This window comes from Propioniciclava tarda, from assembly GCF_900182665.1.
GTDB classification, from domain to species: domain Bacteria; phylum Actinomycetota; class Actinomycetes; order Propionibacteriales; family Propionibacteriaceae; genus Propioniciclava; species Propioniciclava tarda.
The window spans coordinates 82363-96930 of record NZ_FXTL01000007.1; the positions used below are offsets into that span (position 1 = coordinate 82363).

General features: G+C 70.4%; 13 protein-coding genes and 1 pseudogene. 2 read left to right on the forward strand and 12 right to left on the reverse strand.

Annotation, left to right across the window (positions count from 1 at the left end):
- Positions 1 to 114: 114 nt before the first annotated feature.
- A complete protein-coding gene (rarD, locus tag FN821_RS07280) occupies positions 115 to 1032 on the reverse strand; it encodes an EamA family transporter RarD (protein WP_131172011.1) in 918 nt (305 codons plus the stop codon).
- Positions 1033 to 1624: 592 nt separating this feature from the next.
- Here rarD and dcd point away from each other — a divergent pair.
- Positions 1625 to 2200: a dCTP deaminase gene (gene dcd / locus FN821_RS07285; protein ID WP_131172010.1), complete on the forward strand. Its 576-nt coding sequence runs from the start codon at positions 1625 to 1627 to the stop codon at positions 2198 to 2200.
- On the opposite strand, the gene FN821_RS07290 is transcribed toward dcd, so the two are convergent.
- From FN821_RS07290 to FN821_RS07340, 11 genes and pseudogenes are all read right to left on the reverse strand, one after another.
- On the reverse strand, positions 2187 to 2795 hold the full coding sequence (locus FN821_RS07290; protein WP_131172009.1) for a TetR/AcrR family transcriptional regulator: 609 nt from the start codon (positions 2793 to 2795) through the stop codon (positions 2187 to 2189). The genes dcd and FN821_RS07290 overlap by 14 nt on opposite strands.
- A gap of 16 nt (positions 2796 to 2811) precedes the next feature.
- Entirely contained in the window at positions 2812 to 3549 is a 738-nt protein-coding gene (locus FN821_RS07295; RefSeq protein ID WP_131172008.1) for a DNA alkylation repair protein, read from the reverse strand.
- Between the two features lie 17 nt (positions 3550 to 3566).
- On the reverse strand, positions 3567 to 4148 hold the full coding sequence (locus FN821_RS07300; RefSeq protein WP_131172007.1) for a M15 family metallopeptidase: 582 nt from the start codon (positions 4146 to 4148) through the stop codon (positions 3567 to 3569).
- Positions 4149 to 4199: 51 nt separating this feature from the next.
- Positions 4200 to 5051, reverse strand: a complete 852-nt coding sequence (nadC, locus tag FN821_RS07305) for a carboxylating nicotinate-nucleotide diphosphorylase (protein WP_131172006.1) — start codon at positions 5049 to 5051, stop codon at positions 4200 to 4202.
- A gap of 10 nt (positions 5052 to 5061) precedes the next feature.
- Positions 5062 to 6642 (reverse strand): L-aspartate oxidase, encoded by a 1581-nt coding sequence (locus tag FN821_RS07310; RefSeq protein ID WP_206662042.1) that lies wholly within the window; start codon positions 6640 to 6642, stop codon positions 5062 to 5064.
- The gene (nadA, locus tag FN821_RS07315; RefSeq protein ID WP_131172005.1) at positions 6639 to 7658 is read right to left on the reverse strand and encodes a quinolinate synthase NadA; all 1020 of its coding nucleotides are present in this window, start codon (positions 7656 to 7658) and stop codon (positions 6639 to 6641) included. Before nadA ends, FN821_RS07310 begins: the two co-directional genes overlap by 4 nt.
- Positions 7659 to 7731: 73 nt before the next feature.
- Positions 7732 to 8049, reverse strand: a pseudogene (locus tag FN821_RS07320) (type II toxin-antitoxin system VapC family toxin); the annotation flags it as partial.
- A 45-nt stretch (positions 8050 to 8094) separates the two neighbouring features.
- Positions 8095 to 11031, reverse strand: a complete 2937-nt coding sequence (locus FN821_RS07325) for a molybdopterin-dependent oxidoreductase (protein ID WP_131172004.1) — start codon at positions 11029 to 11031, stop codon at positions 8095 to 8097.
- A gap of 11 nt (positions 11032 to 11042) precedes the next feature.
- A complete protein-coding gene (locus FN821_RS07330) occupies positions 11043 to 11795 on the reverse strand; it encodes an FAD binding domain-containing protein (protein WP_131172003.1) in 753 nt (250 codons plus the stop codon).
- Between the two features lie 119 nt (positions 11796 to 11914).
- Complete coding sequence (locus tag FN821_RS07335) at positions 11915 to 12835, reverse strand: NUDIX hydrolase (RefSeq protein WP_131172002.1); 921 nt, start codon at positions 12833 to 12835, stop codon at positions 11915 to 11917.
- Positions 12832 to 13770, reverse strand: coding sequence for an aminoglycoside phosphotransferase family protein (locus FN821_RS07340; protein ID WP_206662041.1), 939 nt, complete (start codon positions 13768 to 13770; stop codon positions 12832 to 12834). Before FN821_RS07340 ends, FN821_RS07335 begins: the two co-directional genes overlap by 4 nt.
- A 2-nt stretch (positions 13771 to 13772) precedes the next feature.
- On the opposite strand from FN821_RS07340, the gene FN821_RS07345 reads away from it, so the two are divergent.
- Positions 13773 to 14420 carry a beta/alpha barrel domain-containing protein gene (locus tag FN821_RS07345; protein WP_131172000.1) on the forward strand — a complete coding sequence of 216 codons (648 nt, stop codon included), beginning with the start codon at positions 13773 to 13775 and terminating at the stop codon, positions 14418 to 14420.
- Positions 14421 to 14568: the final 148 nt, after the last annotated feature.

Consider the following 14568-nt stretch of genomic DNA (forward strand, 5'->3'; position numbering starts at 1 on the left):
GGCCGGCAGGCGCCGCAGCGGCGGCTTGCGCGGGTCCGTGGGGGACGGCGCCGTGACCTGCTTGGTGAGGGTCTCGACCTGCTCGGGCTCCATCCGTCCTCCTTGGCCGGCAGGCTAGTGCGCGCTGCCGCCGGTCGCGTCCGGTGTGGACGCCCGCGTCCCGCTCAGCGCCTCGCGCAGGTAGACGGCCGAGCCGATCCAGACCAGGACCAAGCCCAGCCAGTAGGTGGGCGTGACGTGCTGGCCGACGACGAGGACGCCGATCATGAACTGGATGGTCGGCGCCAGGTACTGCAGGATCCCGACCACGCCCAGCGGCAGCCGGGGGGCGGCGATGGCGAAGAGCCACAGCGGAATCGCGGTGATGGGTCCGGTCAGCATCAGCAGCGCGTCGGCCGGGACGGACGTCCCGAACTGGCCGGTGCCCGTGGCCGCCAGGACGATCAGGAAGGCCGCGCAGGGCACGACCAGCAGGCCCGATTCGACCAGGAGCCCCTGCAACGCGGGCAGGTGCGCCTTCTTCTTGGCGACGCCGTACAGCCCGAACGAGAGGGCGAGCGTCAGCGAGACCCACAGGGTCTCGAAGCTGCCCCAGGCGATGACGACGACCCCAGCGACCGCGAGCAGTCCGCCTAGGCGACCGCCGCGTCCGAGCCGTTCGCCGAAGAACAGGACGCCGAACAGCACGTTGGCGAGTGGGTTGATGAAGTAGCCCAGGGACGCCTCGACGACGTGCCCCGAGTTGACGGCGAAGATGTAGGTGACCCAGTTCAGCGCGATCAGCAGGGTGGCGGCCAGCAGTCGGGGGAAGTTGGCCCGGGTGAAGACGCCAGCCACCCACCGCCACGACTGGCGCAACACCAGCAGCACCAGGAGGACCGACACGAACGACCACACGATCCGGTGCGCCAGGATCTCGAACGCCCCGGCCGGCTTCAGCAGCGGCCAGTAGAGGGGAAACAGGCCCCACAGGAAGTAGGCGGTGACACCGGCGAGCAGTCCGGTTCGCTGGGCGTCGGAGGAGCGGGTCACGAAGAACTACTCAATCACCAACCGTGGACGGCGCCCAATCCCGTCCGGACGCAGGCGACGGGTGTGCACTGTCTCGTAGGCGGGGCACCCAGAAGATCCGAAGTCTCCAGCGGCCAGGCGCTGTGGACCGCACCACACCGACGTGAAGGCCGCCCGGAATCGGGAGCGGGATCGTGGTGGATGAGCTCCCGACTACGGTGTCGAAGTCACCACCATCGGTGAACCCGGTGGGCGCGGTGCGGAGTTATCCACAGGTTTGAAACCCGCCGCCCCTATTGTTGGCGTGCATCAGACAGTGTCGTTGACCCCGGACATTCGGGCGCTCCTGACTACCGCCGCGACAACGTCCACGCATCCTCGCTGCTGACGACCTTGCGCTATGGCGGCTACGACGTGCGGAGTGATCCCTGTTCCGTGGCCCACCACGTGGGCTCGGCCTTGAGGGTGCGGGGGTGGGCCGAGGGTCCGGCGGTTTGCCTCAGTTGCCGGTCTCGCTCGTCCCTCCGCGGATCGTGGTGGAATCTCCACCGACTACGGTGGCGCACCCACCGCCATCTCCGCAGAGCCCGGACAGCGCAATAGGGTGAGCCACGTGCTGCTCTGCGATCGCGACATCTTGGCCCGGGTGGACGCCGGCGACATCGGCCTGGACCCGTTCGACCCCGTGTTGGTCCAGCCCTCCAGCGTGGACGTCCGCCTGGACCGCTACTTCCGCCTCTTCGACAACCACCGGTACCCGGCGATCGATCCGGCCGAGGAGCAGCCGGAGCTGACCAGGCTCGTCGAGGTGGACGCCGCCGAGGCGTTCGTCCTGCACCCGGGTGAGTTCGTGCTGGCCTCGACGCTGGAGGTCGTGACGCTGGCGTCCGATCTGGCAGCCCGGGTGGAGGGTAAGAGTTCGCTCGGACGCCTCGGCCTGCTCACCCACGCGACCGCCGGCTTCGTGGACCCGGGGTTCTCGGGGCACGTGACGCTGGAGCTGTCCAACGTGGCGACCCTGCCGATCAAGCTGTGGCCCGGCATGAAGATCGGGCAGCTGTGCTTTTTCCAGTTGAGCTCAGCGGCGGAGCATCCCTACGGGACGGGCGTCCGGGGCTCGCACTACCAAGGGCAGCGCGGGCCTACGGCGTCCCGAAGCTGGGAGAACTTCACCGTCAGCGGGCTCTGAGCGACGCCTGGGCCGCGCGGGTCGCGTCCGAGGCGGCGCCGGTCATGAAGGTATCGAGGTGCAGTTGGAACACCTGGTCGGGCAATCTTTCGGCGCCGTCGGTGATCTCCAACATCACCCAGCCGTGCACCGCGGCCCACATCGAACGGGCCAGGAGCCGGGCGTCCGAGGGGCGCAACGTGCCGGCTTCGATGAGATGCGAGACGGCGTTCAGCAGGGGCTCGAACGACTGGAAGGCGATGTCCGGCGGGGGCGCCTCGGGGTGGCAGCCGAACATCACCAGGTAGAGCGAGGAGTGGTCTAGGGCCCAGCGGCGATAGGCCATGCCCAGGCGCTGCAGGCACTCCAACGAGTCGCCGGCGCCGAGGGCCTCGCGCTGCGCTGCGCTGAAGCTGTCATGAGCCTCGCGGACGATGGCCTCGATCAGCTCCGCCTTGCCGCCGAAGATCGTGTAGATGGCGCTCGTCGACGTGCCCTGGGATTGCGCCAATTCGCGCAGCGACAACGCGTTCGGGCCGTGCTGGGCCAGACGGTCGGCGGCCGCCGAGACCAGTCGCTGTCTCAGGTCGGAGGGGTAACTCTTCGGACGCGCCACGGGTAGCCGGTAGCCCCTACAGCGCGGTGAGATTGGGACTGTGACTAGGAGTTTCGTCCTTGCTCAGGTGTTTCATCGCCTCTCGCCTACTCAGCGGCGACAGCCACGAGGAGTGCGAGAAGACGAATGAGCGCACCCAGTCGGCGTCCGTATACGCGTACTGGCGCAGCGCCCACCCGATGCCCTTGCGAATGAAGAACTCGCGTCCGAACGTGCTGTCGGTCAGGTTGAGCAGGACGACGTCCCGCAGCAGCGCGGTGTCGGTGGCCGCTTTGGACCCCAGCTGGCACACGATGGCCGCGCGGCGCAGCCATAGGTCGTCCTCGTCGGCCCACGATCGCATCCGCGCGCCCTCGGTGACGGGATGGGTCCGCAGGATTCCTCCGATGAGGTGCGGTGCGACCCAGTCGACGAGATCCCACCAGGCGCCGGTCACGACGAGGTGGCGGTACAGGCCCATCGCGTCCGGGGTCTGGTGGGCGCGGTAGAGGCGGTGGCCGGCCAGCTCGAGCGCCGCGTAGCGCTCTTCCCTCTGGGACGCCTCGTCCCAGAGTCGCCGGACGGCTGCCTCCCAGGCCAGTGCGGACGCGAGCGGGTGGGCTTTGATGATCGGCCGGACGATCCGGCGCATGTCGGGGTTTGACACGCCGTAGAAGGGCAGCGCCGACTTCATGTAGCGCTGCATCGCCGGTGCGCGCTCGGGGTCGGCGGCTGCCGCGAGCGCAACGCGGAGCTGCTGGACGAGGTCGGGCATGACCCCAGTCTGGCGGCTCAGGGGCCGCCGAGGTACTCCTCAAGGGTCAGCGTTGAGGTCGGCCCGAACGCGGCTGCGGCGTCCGGCCCGATGTAGCGGTAGTGCCACGGCTCGTAGTGGTAGCCCGTGATCTCGGTCTTGCCCGCGGGGTAGCGCAGGACGAAGCCGTCCTTGTAGGAGTTGGCCCGCAGCCAGGCGAACTCCTTCGTCTTCGGGAAGCTGACGCCGCGCCCCGACGGGGAGCCGACGTCCACGGCCAGCCCTGCCTGATGTTCACTGTGTCCTGGCGGTGCCACGTAGCTGTCGCCGTCGTCGCCGTACTGAGGCGGCGGATTCGCCGACAGTGCCTTCTGGGTCGCGTAGCTGCGGTAGCCCACCCGCCACACGATCGTCAGACCCGCCCTCTTCGCGTCCTTGACCATGGCGGCGTACGCGGCGTACGCGGCGTCCGCTTCGGCGATGAGTCGAAACGTCGTGGAGACCTTCGGCGTGAAGTTCTTGGAGACACCGTGTTGATGGTTGATGAGGGCGACCCCGTTGACGGTCAGTGGGGTGTCCAGGGCGGCGCCCGACGCAGGCCGCTTGAGGAGGCAGGCCATCTCAGCCTCGGTCGATCGGGCTCGCGACCGACTCGGTACCAGCGACGGTGATCAGGCGCTCACGTAGTCCAGGCCGATGTCGAGCACGCGGGCACTGTGGGTCAGCGCGCCGGACGAGATCAGGTCGACGCCCGCCTCGGCCAGCGGCACCGCGGTCTCGGCGGTGATGCGTCCGGACGCCTCGGTGATGAGGCGTCCGTCGACGATCGTCACCGCCTCACGCAGCAGCTCGGGGCCCATGTTGTCGAGCAGGACGGCGTCCACCTTGAGCGTCAGCAGCTCACGGAGCTGGTCGAGCGAGTCGACCTCGACCTCGATCTTCACCAGGTGGCCGCAGTTGGCCCGCGCGGCCTCGACCGCCTGCCGGACGCCGCCGGTCACGGCGATGTGGTTGTCCTTGATCAGCACCGCGTCGTCCAGGCCAAAGCGGTGGTTGGCGCCGCCACCGCAGCGGACGGCGTACTTCTGCAGCGCCCTCAGCCCCGGCACGGTCTTGCGGGTGTCGGCGATCTTGGCACCTGTGTGCGCGATGGCGTCCGCAATCTTCGCGGTGCCGGTGGCGACCCCGGACAGCTGGCCCAGGAAGTTCAGGGCAACGCGCTCGCCCGTGAGGAGTCCGCGCGCCGGACCGGACGCCGTGGCGATGATGCTGCCCGGCTCGACGCGCGAGCCGTCGGAAAGGTGCACGGTGACTTCGATGCGCGGGTCCACCAGCTGCCAGGCCAGGATCGCGCAGCGGATGCCGGCGACCACCCCGTGCTCGCGCGACGCGATCTGGACCGTCGCGTGGGCGTCCGCCGGAATGAGGGAATCGGTCGTGACGTCCCCGGCGCGGCCGAGGTCCTCGAGGAGGGCGGCCCGGACGGCAGGCTCGATGACGAAGTCGGGAAGTTCGCGCAGCATGGTGTGGCTCCTAGCGGGGGTCGTCGAGGACGTCGGCGAGGTCGATGAGCGTGTGCTCGGCGTGGGGGTCGAGCTGGGCGTAGTCGGTGCGCGTGTGGCCGCCTCGCGACTCGCGCCGGGTCAGCGCTGACGACGCCAGCATGTACCCCACGAGACCCTCGTCGGTGTCGACGTGGTCGCGTAGTTCACGCAGGGCGGCCTTCAGCCCGGCCTCGTCGCGCAGGACGCCGCAGTGGCGGCTCATGACCGCGCGGACGGCGTCCACGTCGGCCTTGGGGGTCTGCGTGCGGGCGGGTCCGATGTTGACGGTGTGGGTGATGACCGGCATCGGGTGCGGGTGCTGGGGGTGGCCCTTGGCGAGATCCGCGGCGACCCAGCGAGCACAGACGATCGCCTCCAGCAGCGAGTTGGACGCCAGCCGGTTGGCCCCGTGCAGGCCCGTCGAGCTCACCTCGCCGACGGCGTACAGGCCCCGGACGGTGGAGCGTCCGGCCTCGTCAACCAGCACTCCACCCATGTGGTAGTGGGCGGCCGGACGCACCTTGAGCAGGTCGACGGCCGGGTTCAGGCCTGCATCGCTCAGGATCTTGCTGATGCCCGGGAAGCGCGCGGCGAAGCCCGGACCTGGGTGCGTGCGGGCGTCCAGGTAGACGGTGTGGCCGGCCTGCAGGGCGGCCCACTCGGCGCGAGAGACGACGTCGCGGGCGCTCAGCGGGTTCTCGATGACCCGGTCGCCGTTCTCGTCGATCAGGATGGCTCCCTCGCCGCGGACCGCCTCGCTGACCAGGGGCATCGGGTCGAGCCCGACGTCCAGGCCGGTGGGGTGGAACTGCACCATCTCGACGTCGCGTAGCACGGCCCCGGCGCGGGCCGCGAGGGCGAGCCCGCCGCCCCGGGACGAGAGCGGGTTGGTGGTGTGCTGGAACAGGCTGCCGATGCCGCCCGTGGCCAGCACGACGCGATCGGTCTGGACGACCACGGTCCGTCCGCCGGTGCGGTTGCGGCCCGGACCCGAGGCGTCCATGAGGGTGTCGAAAGACGACTCACCGCCCAACTCGACCCGGAGGCCGACGACGGCGCCGTTCTCGGTCAGGATCTCCGAGCCCCACGCGTTGTCCCAGAGCTGGATGCTCGGCAGGGTCCGGGCCTTCTCGACGCACGAGCGCAGCAGCTCGGCGCCCGTCATGTCGCCCTGGGCGTGGACGATCCGGCGGCGGCAGTGGGCGCCCTCGAGCCCCAGGATGTAGCTGCCGTCCGGGTTGCGGTCGAAGCGCGTGCCGATCTCGGCCATCCGCTCGATGGCGTCCGGGGCGGCCTGGGTGATGCGCTCCACGGCGTCCGTCTCGCAGAGCCCGGCGCCGGCGGCGAGGGTGTCTCGGGTGTGCAGCTCGGGGGAGTCGTCCGGCCCGACCGCCGCGGAGACGCCGCCCTGGGCCCAGCCGGTCGACGTGCCGGTGGTGATCGGTCCGGCCGAGAGCACGATGCACGGGATGGGGCTCAGTTCGATCGCCGTCATCAGGCCGGCCAGGCCGGCCCCCACGATGACGGGGCCGTCGCTGACGACGACGTCCGCGATGACCTTCGCGCTCACGTGCCGGCCTTCTTCGTCTCGGACGCCGTCGGCGCGGCCTTGGGCGGTGGCCCGACCTGCAGCATCCGGTCGACGGCGGCGCGGGCACGCTCGGCCACCTCGGGGTCGATCTCGACCTGGGTCGTCATGGTCTCCAGGCTGTGGCGGATCTTCGCCAGCGTGTTCAGCTTCATGTACGGGCAGAGGTTGCACGGGCGCACGAAGTCGACGTCGGGGTTGGACTGCGCCACGTTGTCGCTCATCGAGCACTCGGTCATCAGCGCGACCTTGAGCGGCTTGCGCTTCTCGACGTAGTCCTGCATCTGGGCGGTCGAGCCGGCGAAGTCGGCGGCCTCCACCACGGGACGCGGGCACTCGGGGTGCGCCAGCACCTCGACGCCCGGGTAGTCGATGCGCATCTGCGCGATGTCGGCCGGGGTGAACCGTTCGTGCACGATGCAGGAGCCGGGGTGGGTGATCATCTGGACGCCCGTCTGGGCGGCGATGTTCGCGGCCAGGTACTGGTCGGGGATCATGATGACCTCGGGTACGCCCAGGCTCTCGATGATGTGCACCGCGTTGCCGGAGGTGCAGCAGATGTCCGATTCGGCCTTCACCGCGGCGCTCGTGTTCACGTACGTCACGACTGGGACGCCGGGGTGCTTGGCGCGCAGCGCGCGGACGTCCTCGGGGGTGATCGACTCGGCCAGCGAGCAGCCAGAGTTGATGTCGGGGATCAGCACCGTCTTGGCCGGGTTCAGCAGCTTGGCCGTCTCGGCCATGAAATGGACGCCGGCGAGGACGATGACGTCGGCGTCCACCGTGGTCGCCTCGCGAGCCAAGGCGAGGGAGTCGCCGACGATGTCGGCGACTCCGTGGTAGATCTCGGGCGTCATGTAGTTGTGGGCCAGGATGACGGCGTTGCGCTCGCGCTTGAGGCGCAGGATCGCGTCCACGTCGTCGGTCATGGTCGCCCACTCGACGGACGGGATGACGTGGTCGACCTTGCTGTAGAGCTCGGCAGCGGTGGGGCTCATGGGGCCTCCTGAGGCATTTGCTCAACTTGAGCACAAGCACTGTACAACGCCGGACGCCCCTGTGAAAAGTCGGCTAGCGCGCGAGCACCTCGACGCGGCAACGCAGCCCGGACGCCCGAGCCAGCCGGGCATCCGCGGTCAGCAGGGTGGCGTCCATCGCCTCGGCACGTGCGACATAGGCGGCGTCGTAGATCGTGAGGTTGTTGCACAGTTCCCAACAGCTCAGCAGGAGGCCGACCCGTTGCAGGGGCAGTTCGGCGAGGTCGCTGAGGGCCAGCGCTGCCCGCCGGTCCGTGAGCTGGCCACCTCTCGACAAGCCGCGCCAGGCCGAGGTTACCTCGAGGTCGATCAGCGCCGGAGCGGCCAGCTCTTCGCCGCTGAGCCGACTTCGTGCCCTCTCCCGAGGCCGCTGAAAGGCGCGCGTTTTGTCCGCGGTTCAGCGGTGCTGCAGGCCGACCGTGGGGGTCTGTAGGGCGTTCCAAACCCGCTCCGGGGTGAAGGGCAGGTTGTCGATCGCGACGCCGGTGGCGTTCAGGATCGCGTTCCGGACGGCCGGCGCGACGGCGTCCTTCGGGATCTCCGCGACCGCCTTGGCGCCGAATGGACCCGTCTTCTCCCAGGTCTGGACCAGGTAGACCTCCACGTCCGGCATCTCGTCGGCGCGGTAGATCTTGTACGGACCGAACTGGGCGTTCAGCATGCGGCCGCCCTCGTCGAAGGCGTACTCCTCGCAGTGCGCGTAGCCGAGCGCCTGGATCAGGCCGCCCTCGACCTGACCGGACGCGGTGACCGGGTTGATCGCGACGCCGCAGTCGACGGCCATGACCAGCTTCTTGACGGTCACCTGGCCGGTCGTGATGTCGACCTCGACCTCGGCCATCTTGGCCGCGAACGGCGGCGGGCAGTCGACGGCCATGAAGGACTCGACGGCCATGATCTGCTCCTGGTCCTTCTGGTGGAGTGAGTGCAGCGCCACCCGTTCGAGCGTCACCGAACGGCCGTCGGACGCCCACGCCTCGCCGTCGCGCAGGGTGACGCCGTCGGCGTCCACCTCGAGGAGCATGGCCGCCCGCTCGCGGATCCGCTGAGCGACCTTCTCGGCCGCCCGCTTGACCGCCGTGCCGGAGATGTACGTCGTCGAGCTGGCGTAGGCGCCGACGTCGAACGGGGTCATGTCGGTGTCGGAGGAGTAGACCAAGATGCGGTCCAGCGGGACGCCCAGCGTTTCGGCGGCGATCTGGCCGAGCACCGTGTCGGCTCCCGTGCCGATGTCGGTGGCCCCGATCAGCAGGTTGAACGAGCCGTCGTCGTTGATCTTGATGGACGCGCCGCCCATGTCGAGGAACGGAATTCCCGAGCCGTGCATGGCGAGCGCGAAGCCGATGCCGCGGCGGATGTTCGGCCGATCCTTCGGGGAGACCCAGTCGGGGTCGTTCCGGCGATGCCAGCCGATCGCCCGCTGAGCCTGGGCGACGCACTCCTCGGTGCCGCAGGTCATCACCTTGGGGTACTCGTCGAGTTCCTCCTGGATGGCGGTCTCGCCCAGGTGCGGCGCGATGTCGAGCTCGTCGCCGACCTTGACCCAGTTCTTGCGCTTGAACTCCAAGACGTCGAGGCCCAACTCGTGGGCGATGTCCTCAAGGTGCGCCTCGAGCGCGAACTCCGACTGTGGAGCCCCGTAGCCGCGGTAGGCGCCCGGCACCGGGATGTTGGTGTAGACCACGTCGCAGCGGAACCGCTTGTTCTTGGCGTTGTACTGCGACAGCCCGCGCATGCCGGTGATCGTCTGGACGGTGTAGCCGTGCGAGCCGTAGGCACCGGTATTGCCGATGACGTACAGGTCCTGGGCGAGGAGGGTGCCGTCCTCGGCGACGCCGGTGCGGTAGGTCAGCGTCTGCGGGTGGCGCGTCCGAGCCGAGATGAACTCCTCTTCGCGCGTCAGAACCAGCCGCACCGGACGCCTCGTCCGGATGGCCAGCAACGCGACGATGTCTTCGATCAGCATCTCCTGCTTGGCGCCGAAGCCGCCGCCGATGCGCGGCTTGATGACCCGAATGTCGCGGACGGGCATCTCGATCAGCGGCGCGATCATCCGCCGGACATGGAACGGCACCTGGGTGGCCGTACGGATCACCATGCGCTCGTCCTCGTCGAGCCAGGCCACGGCGACGTGCGGCTCCATCGGGCACTGCTGCACCTGGTGGACGCGGAACGTCTGCTCGAAGTAATGCGGCGCCTCGGCCAGCGCCTTCTCGACGTCGCCGCGCTCGGCGAAGATCCAGTGCACCTTGTTGAGGGACGCGTCCCGGATGTGCTCGGTGTCGTCCTCGTCGTGGATGACAGGAGCGCCCGGCTTCAGCGCCTCGCGCTCGTCGAAGACGGCCGGCAGCACGTCGTAGGTCACCCTGATCAGGCGGCAGGCCTCGGCGGCGATCTCCTCGCTGTCGGCCGCGACGGCGGCCACGCGGTCGCCCACGTGCCGGACCTTGTTGTCGAAGCTGACCTGGTCGTACGGATGCGGGTTGGGGTAGCTCTGCCCGCCCGAGGCGTACTTGATGCGCTTGGTGTTCTTGTAATGCAGCACCTCGTGGACGCCGGGCAAGGCGCGCGCGGCCGAGTCGTCGATGTCGAGGATCCGGGCGTGGGCATGCGGCGAGCGCAGCACCTTCGCGGTGAGGGTGCCCCGCAGCTCGATGTCGTCGGTGAACGCGGGATTGCCCTTGGCGAGCTTGACGATGTCGACCTTCAGCTCCGGGTGGCCGACGACGGCCAGGTCCGGCACGTCGCGCGACGGGATCACCTTCGGCACGGCCGGGCGCACGTCCGGCGGCATGGCCGACGGGTCGTAGGCCGACGCGTGGACGCCGTCGGTCAACGCCTCGACGACGTGAACCGCGAACGGCTCGACCGGCTCGCCGCGCAGCACGGACGCCGCGCGCAGCACCGCCTCGACCGGCTTCACGTACCCCGACTCGCGGTCGAGGATGCCACTCAGCATGTCGCGAACCTCACCTTCGCTCGGCGACGGACTCCGCCGCAGCAGCGCCAGCGTGCCGAGCACCATCGCTCCGGACGAGTAGCCCGACTGCAGCGCGCCGACATCGGCGAATGCCTGCTGGATCGGATGCAACTCCCGCGCGGTGTTGAGCGCCTCGACCGTGGTGACCTCATGGCCGTCGGCCTGCAGTGCCAGCATCACGTCGGCGCTGGCCAACTCGCCGTCCAGCAGCACCGCGGCGGCGCCCGTCTCGCCCGTCTCGGACGCGAACCGGACCGATTTGAGCCCCTCCGCGCGCAGGACGTCCATCAGGGTCGCGCCTGGCGAGACGTCGCGGGTGATCAGCGTGCCGTTCAGGGTGAAAGTGAGGTTCATCGCCAGCCCTTTCAGTTGGACGCCAGCGCGTCGAGGACGCGTGCCAGATGGACGGCGGCCAGGTGTCGCCGGTAGTCGGCGCTGCCGCGGAAGTCGGCCGAGGGTTCCAGCCAGGACGCCGGATCGGCGGCCTCGGCGTCCACCACGATCGGCGTCGCGGCGACGCCGGTGACGGCGCGCGCGACCGAGCGGTCGGGACGGCGGCGTCCGACGACGGCGACGATGGGGACGTCGGCCGGGGTGCGCCGGGTCGCCGACGTAGCCCAGGTGCCGTCGGTCGCCACGACGACCGCCGTGATCACGCCGCGGCCTACGCCCTCGGCCAGCACGGTCGCCAGCGCGACCGTCCGCTCCCCGGACGCGTCCGCCAGCACGACGGAGGCGTCCGCGGCCAACAGCCCCGCGAGCAGGACGCTCTCGGGGTCCCGGCCTGCCACGACACCGCCGATGGTCGCCCGGCCGCGCAGCGTGGACGGCTCCTCGGCGCGCGCGAGATCCCTCAGCGCGCCCGGCAGCGATTCGGTGTCGGCCACGGCCTGCAGCGACGCCATCGCGCCCAGCCGGACGCGACCCGCGGCGTCCGAGACGATCGACGACAGCCCCAGCGACTGCAAGTCGACGACCTCGATGTCGCCCAACTCGCCGGTGTTGAGGCGTCCGACCAGGTCGGAGCCGCCGCCGAGAACGTGGGCTCCGTCCCGCTCCAGGAGGGCGAGCGCCTCCTCCAGGCTGGACGGGCGGTGATAGGCCGATACTCGCGGCATGGCAGCCTCCTTAGACGCTGGCGAAACCTGCTCACCCGGGGCCGGGCTACCCGCGAAACGTACCTGAGCGCGCGCCGGATGCCTATGGAAAACCAAGTTGCAGCGGGCGGCAACCTGCCTCAGCGCGAGCGCGTCGTGGGCAGCTTGGTGCCGGCCGCCGAGCGCTGCTGAACGACGTCGCGCCGGAAGCGGTAGAGCCGCGCCGGACGCCCTCCCGTCGCCGCGGAGGCGCCGGTGTCCTCCACCAGCGCTTGCTGTTCGATGAGGCGGCGGAAGTTCTGCGTGTGGACGGCTCGTCCGGCCAGGGCCTCGACGCACGACTGAAGCTGGCCGAGCGTGAACTCGTCGGGCATCAGTTCGAACACGACCGGCCGGTAGGTGATCTTGGCGCGCAGCCGGGCCACCGCCGTGGCGACGATGCGGCGATGGTCGGCGTCCATCCTGACGCCGGTGAACGGTGCCGAGACGCCGCCGGGAGCCTCCGCGATCAGCCCGGCCTCGTAGAGCAGTTCGTAGCGCTGCAGGGCCAGGTCGGGCTCCCAGGGCTGGGAGTCCAGCCCGAACAGGGACGCCGCCCGCGCGGCCCGCCGCTCGCGGGCGGTCGCGTCGGCGTCCTCGACCCAGGTCCGGACGCCGCCGACGACGGCGTCCAGCGCGGACGTGCCGTCGCGCAGGTCCTCGGAGGGGAACAGCTCGTACCACGGACGCCACACGCCGCTGCGCGGCCCCGTGCCGGAGTTCGCGGTGAGGCCCAGGTAGCAGATCGAGATGCGCCGCGCCGCCCGGTCGCGGTCGGAGTCGGCGAACGTGTACAGCTGCTCGAGGTAGCCGAGCTGGCGTCCGGTCTGGCTCTCCGCCCACGCCCGCACTGCGGCCTGCAGCGACCGGTGGCCCTCGAGGAGCGGTCCGGAGGGCAGGCGCGTCGCGTCGTTCACCTCCAGGACGCAGGGCGTGCCGTCCACCATGGCCACGACCACCGCGACGACCTCGGCCGCGACCGCCTGGGCGGCGGTCGGGTCCGGCGTCGGCGTCGTGGTCATGAGGAGAGGATATTCGGACGCCGACGCGGCGGCTCGCCGACGTCGAGGGGCTCTGCCGCCAGGGAGTCCAGGGCCTGGTGGGCGACGGCCAGCAGCGGCGGGCTGTCGTCGGAGTTCGTGACGAACGCCAAAGCCAGGTACAGCGCCCAGGCGCGCGCTCGAGTCCAGACGTGCGGGTCGTAGGGGCCGGCGGACGCGGCGGCAACGAAGCGGCGGCGTCCGGCTCGGTCGTAGCTGAGCCACGCGGTCGCGAGGTCGGTAGCGGGGTCGCCGCAGCCGACGTCGCCCCAGTCGAGGACGCCGGCGAGGCGTCCGGAGTCAGCGAGCAGCAGGTTCAGCGGATGCAGGTCGCCGTGCAGCCACACCGGCGGGCCGCCCCAGGCGGGCGCGGCCGACCACGCCGCCCAACGGGCGGCCAGGTCCTCGCTCGCGCGGTTGTAGGAGGCCAGTCGGGTGGCGACGCGCTGACTCATCACGTCGCCGCCGATGGGGCCACCCCGCCAAGGGTTCACGGGGGCGTCCGCTGGCGCGGTGGTGTGCAGCGCGACCAGCGTCTCCGCGAGGTCCGTGGCCGACGGCGTCCGCTGGGCGATTCCGACGTCCGAACAGCGGATCCCGTCGCGATAAGGGGAGATGAGCCACGGGTGCGGGAAGTCGGCCGACGGCGTCCCGGCGTGCACGGCGGCGGGAACGAACGTGTTCAGGCGCGGTGCGAGGACCGGCAGCCAGTCGCGCTCGTGGGCGATGAGCGGGACCGCCAGCGCGCGCCGCGGCAGGCGCACCAGCAGGTCGTCGCCGAGGCGGTACAGCACGTTGTCCCAGCCATGCCCCAGTTCGGCGATCGGCAACTCAGCCCACTCCGGACGCTGCTGCCCGATCAGCCGCCGGACCAGGTGCTCGTCGATCGGCCACTCGGCAGCCGGGATGTCGCCCACAGGTGCCATTCAACCCCATGGCGTCCGGCATGATGGGCGCCATGTCAGGCGTGGTGGAGGCCCTCGAGGGCAGGACTTTGTTCGCGGAGCTGCCGAGGGGCCTGTCCGGCTGGATGGGTGCCTGCGAGGTCCTGCTGCAGGAGCGCGTCCGTGCCTGGGCGTTCCCGGTCGGCGACGGCCACGCCCTGGCCGACTCGCTCCGGATCTTCGGACGCCGCGCGCGCATCGGAGTCCGGGGCGTCCGGACGCCTCAGGAGGTCTCGGACGCCTTCGCCGCCGGGGCCCACTTCGTCACGTCGCCGGTGGCGTCCCCTGAGCTGCTCGAGGCCGCCGGGGGGCGTCCGTTGGCGCTGGGCGGGCTGACGCCGAACGAGGTGCATGACGCGCTGGGACTAGGGGCGACGACGGTCCAGGTGATCCCGGCCGACGCCCTGGGCATGGCCTACGCGCGGGCCCTGGGCGACCTCTTCTCGGGTGCCGAGCTCATCGCGTCCGGACGACTGGAGCCCTTCCAGTGCGAGATGTGGCACGACGCGGGGGCGATCGCCGTCGGACTCGCGCCCGGCGTCCTCTTCCCGGAGGCGGCCAAGGGCGCGACGTCTGACCTGGATGCGCTCAGGCGCCGGGCTCGGGAGTTTGCCAGCGCCTGAGCGGGTTCTCGGTACCGCGTGGTTCTCGTTGCCGAACACGCCCCCGCTGCGCCCGTTTTGGCCATCGCCAACCACGCTGGACCCGATTTGGCCGAACCACCCGACGAATACGTTGCAACATCTGACCGCTGCTGCTGGTCGTGGATGC

Excerpts from the sequence above, each read along its gene's own strand:
- FN821_RS07295 (WP_131172008.1), bottom strand. The coding sequence starts at position 3,549 with ATGCCCGACCTCGTCCAGCAGCTCCGCGTTGCGCTCGCGGCAGCCGCC.
- FN821_RS07300 (WP_131172007.1), bottom strand. The coding sequence starts at position 4,148 with ATGGCCTGCCTCCTCAAGCGGCCTGCGTCGGGCGCCGCCCTGGACACC.
- nadC (WP_131172006.1), bottom strand. The coding sequence starts at position 5,051 with ATGCTGCGCGAACTTCCCGACTTCGTCATCGAGCCTGCCGTCCGGGCC.
- nadA (WP_131172005.1), bottom strand. The coding sequence starts at position 7,658 with ATGAGCCCCACCGCTGCCGAGCTCTACAGCAAGGTCGACCACGTCATC.
- FN821_RS07325 (WP_131172004.1), bottom strand. The coding sequence starts at position 11,031 with ATGAACCTCACTTTCACCCTGAACGGCACGCTGATCACCCGCGACGTC.
- FN821_RS07330 (WP_131172003.1), bottom strand. The coding sequence starts at position 11,795 with ATGCCGCGAGTATCGGCCTATCACCGCCCGTCCAGCCTGGAGGAGGCG.
- FN821_RS07335 (WP_131172002.1), bottom strand. The coding sequence starts at position 12,835 with ATGACCACGACGCCGACGCCGGACCCGACCGCCGCCCAGGCGGTCGCG.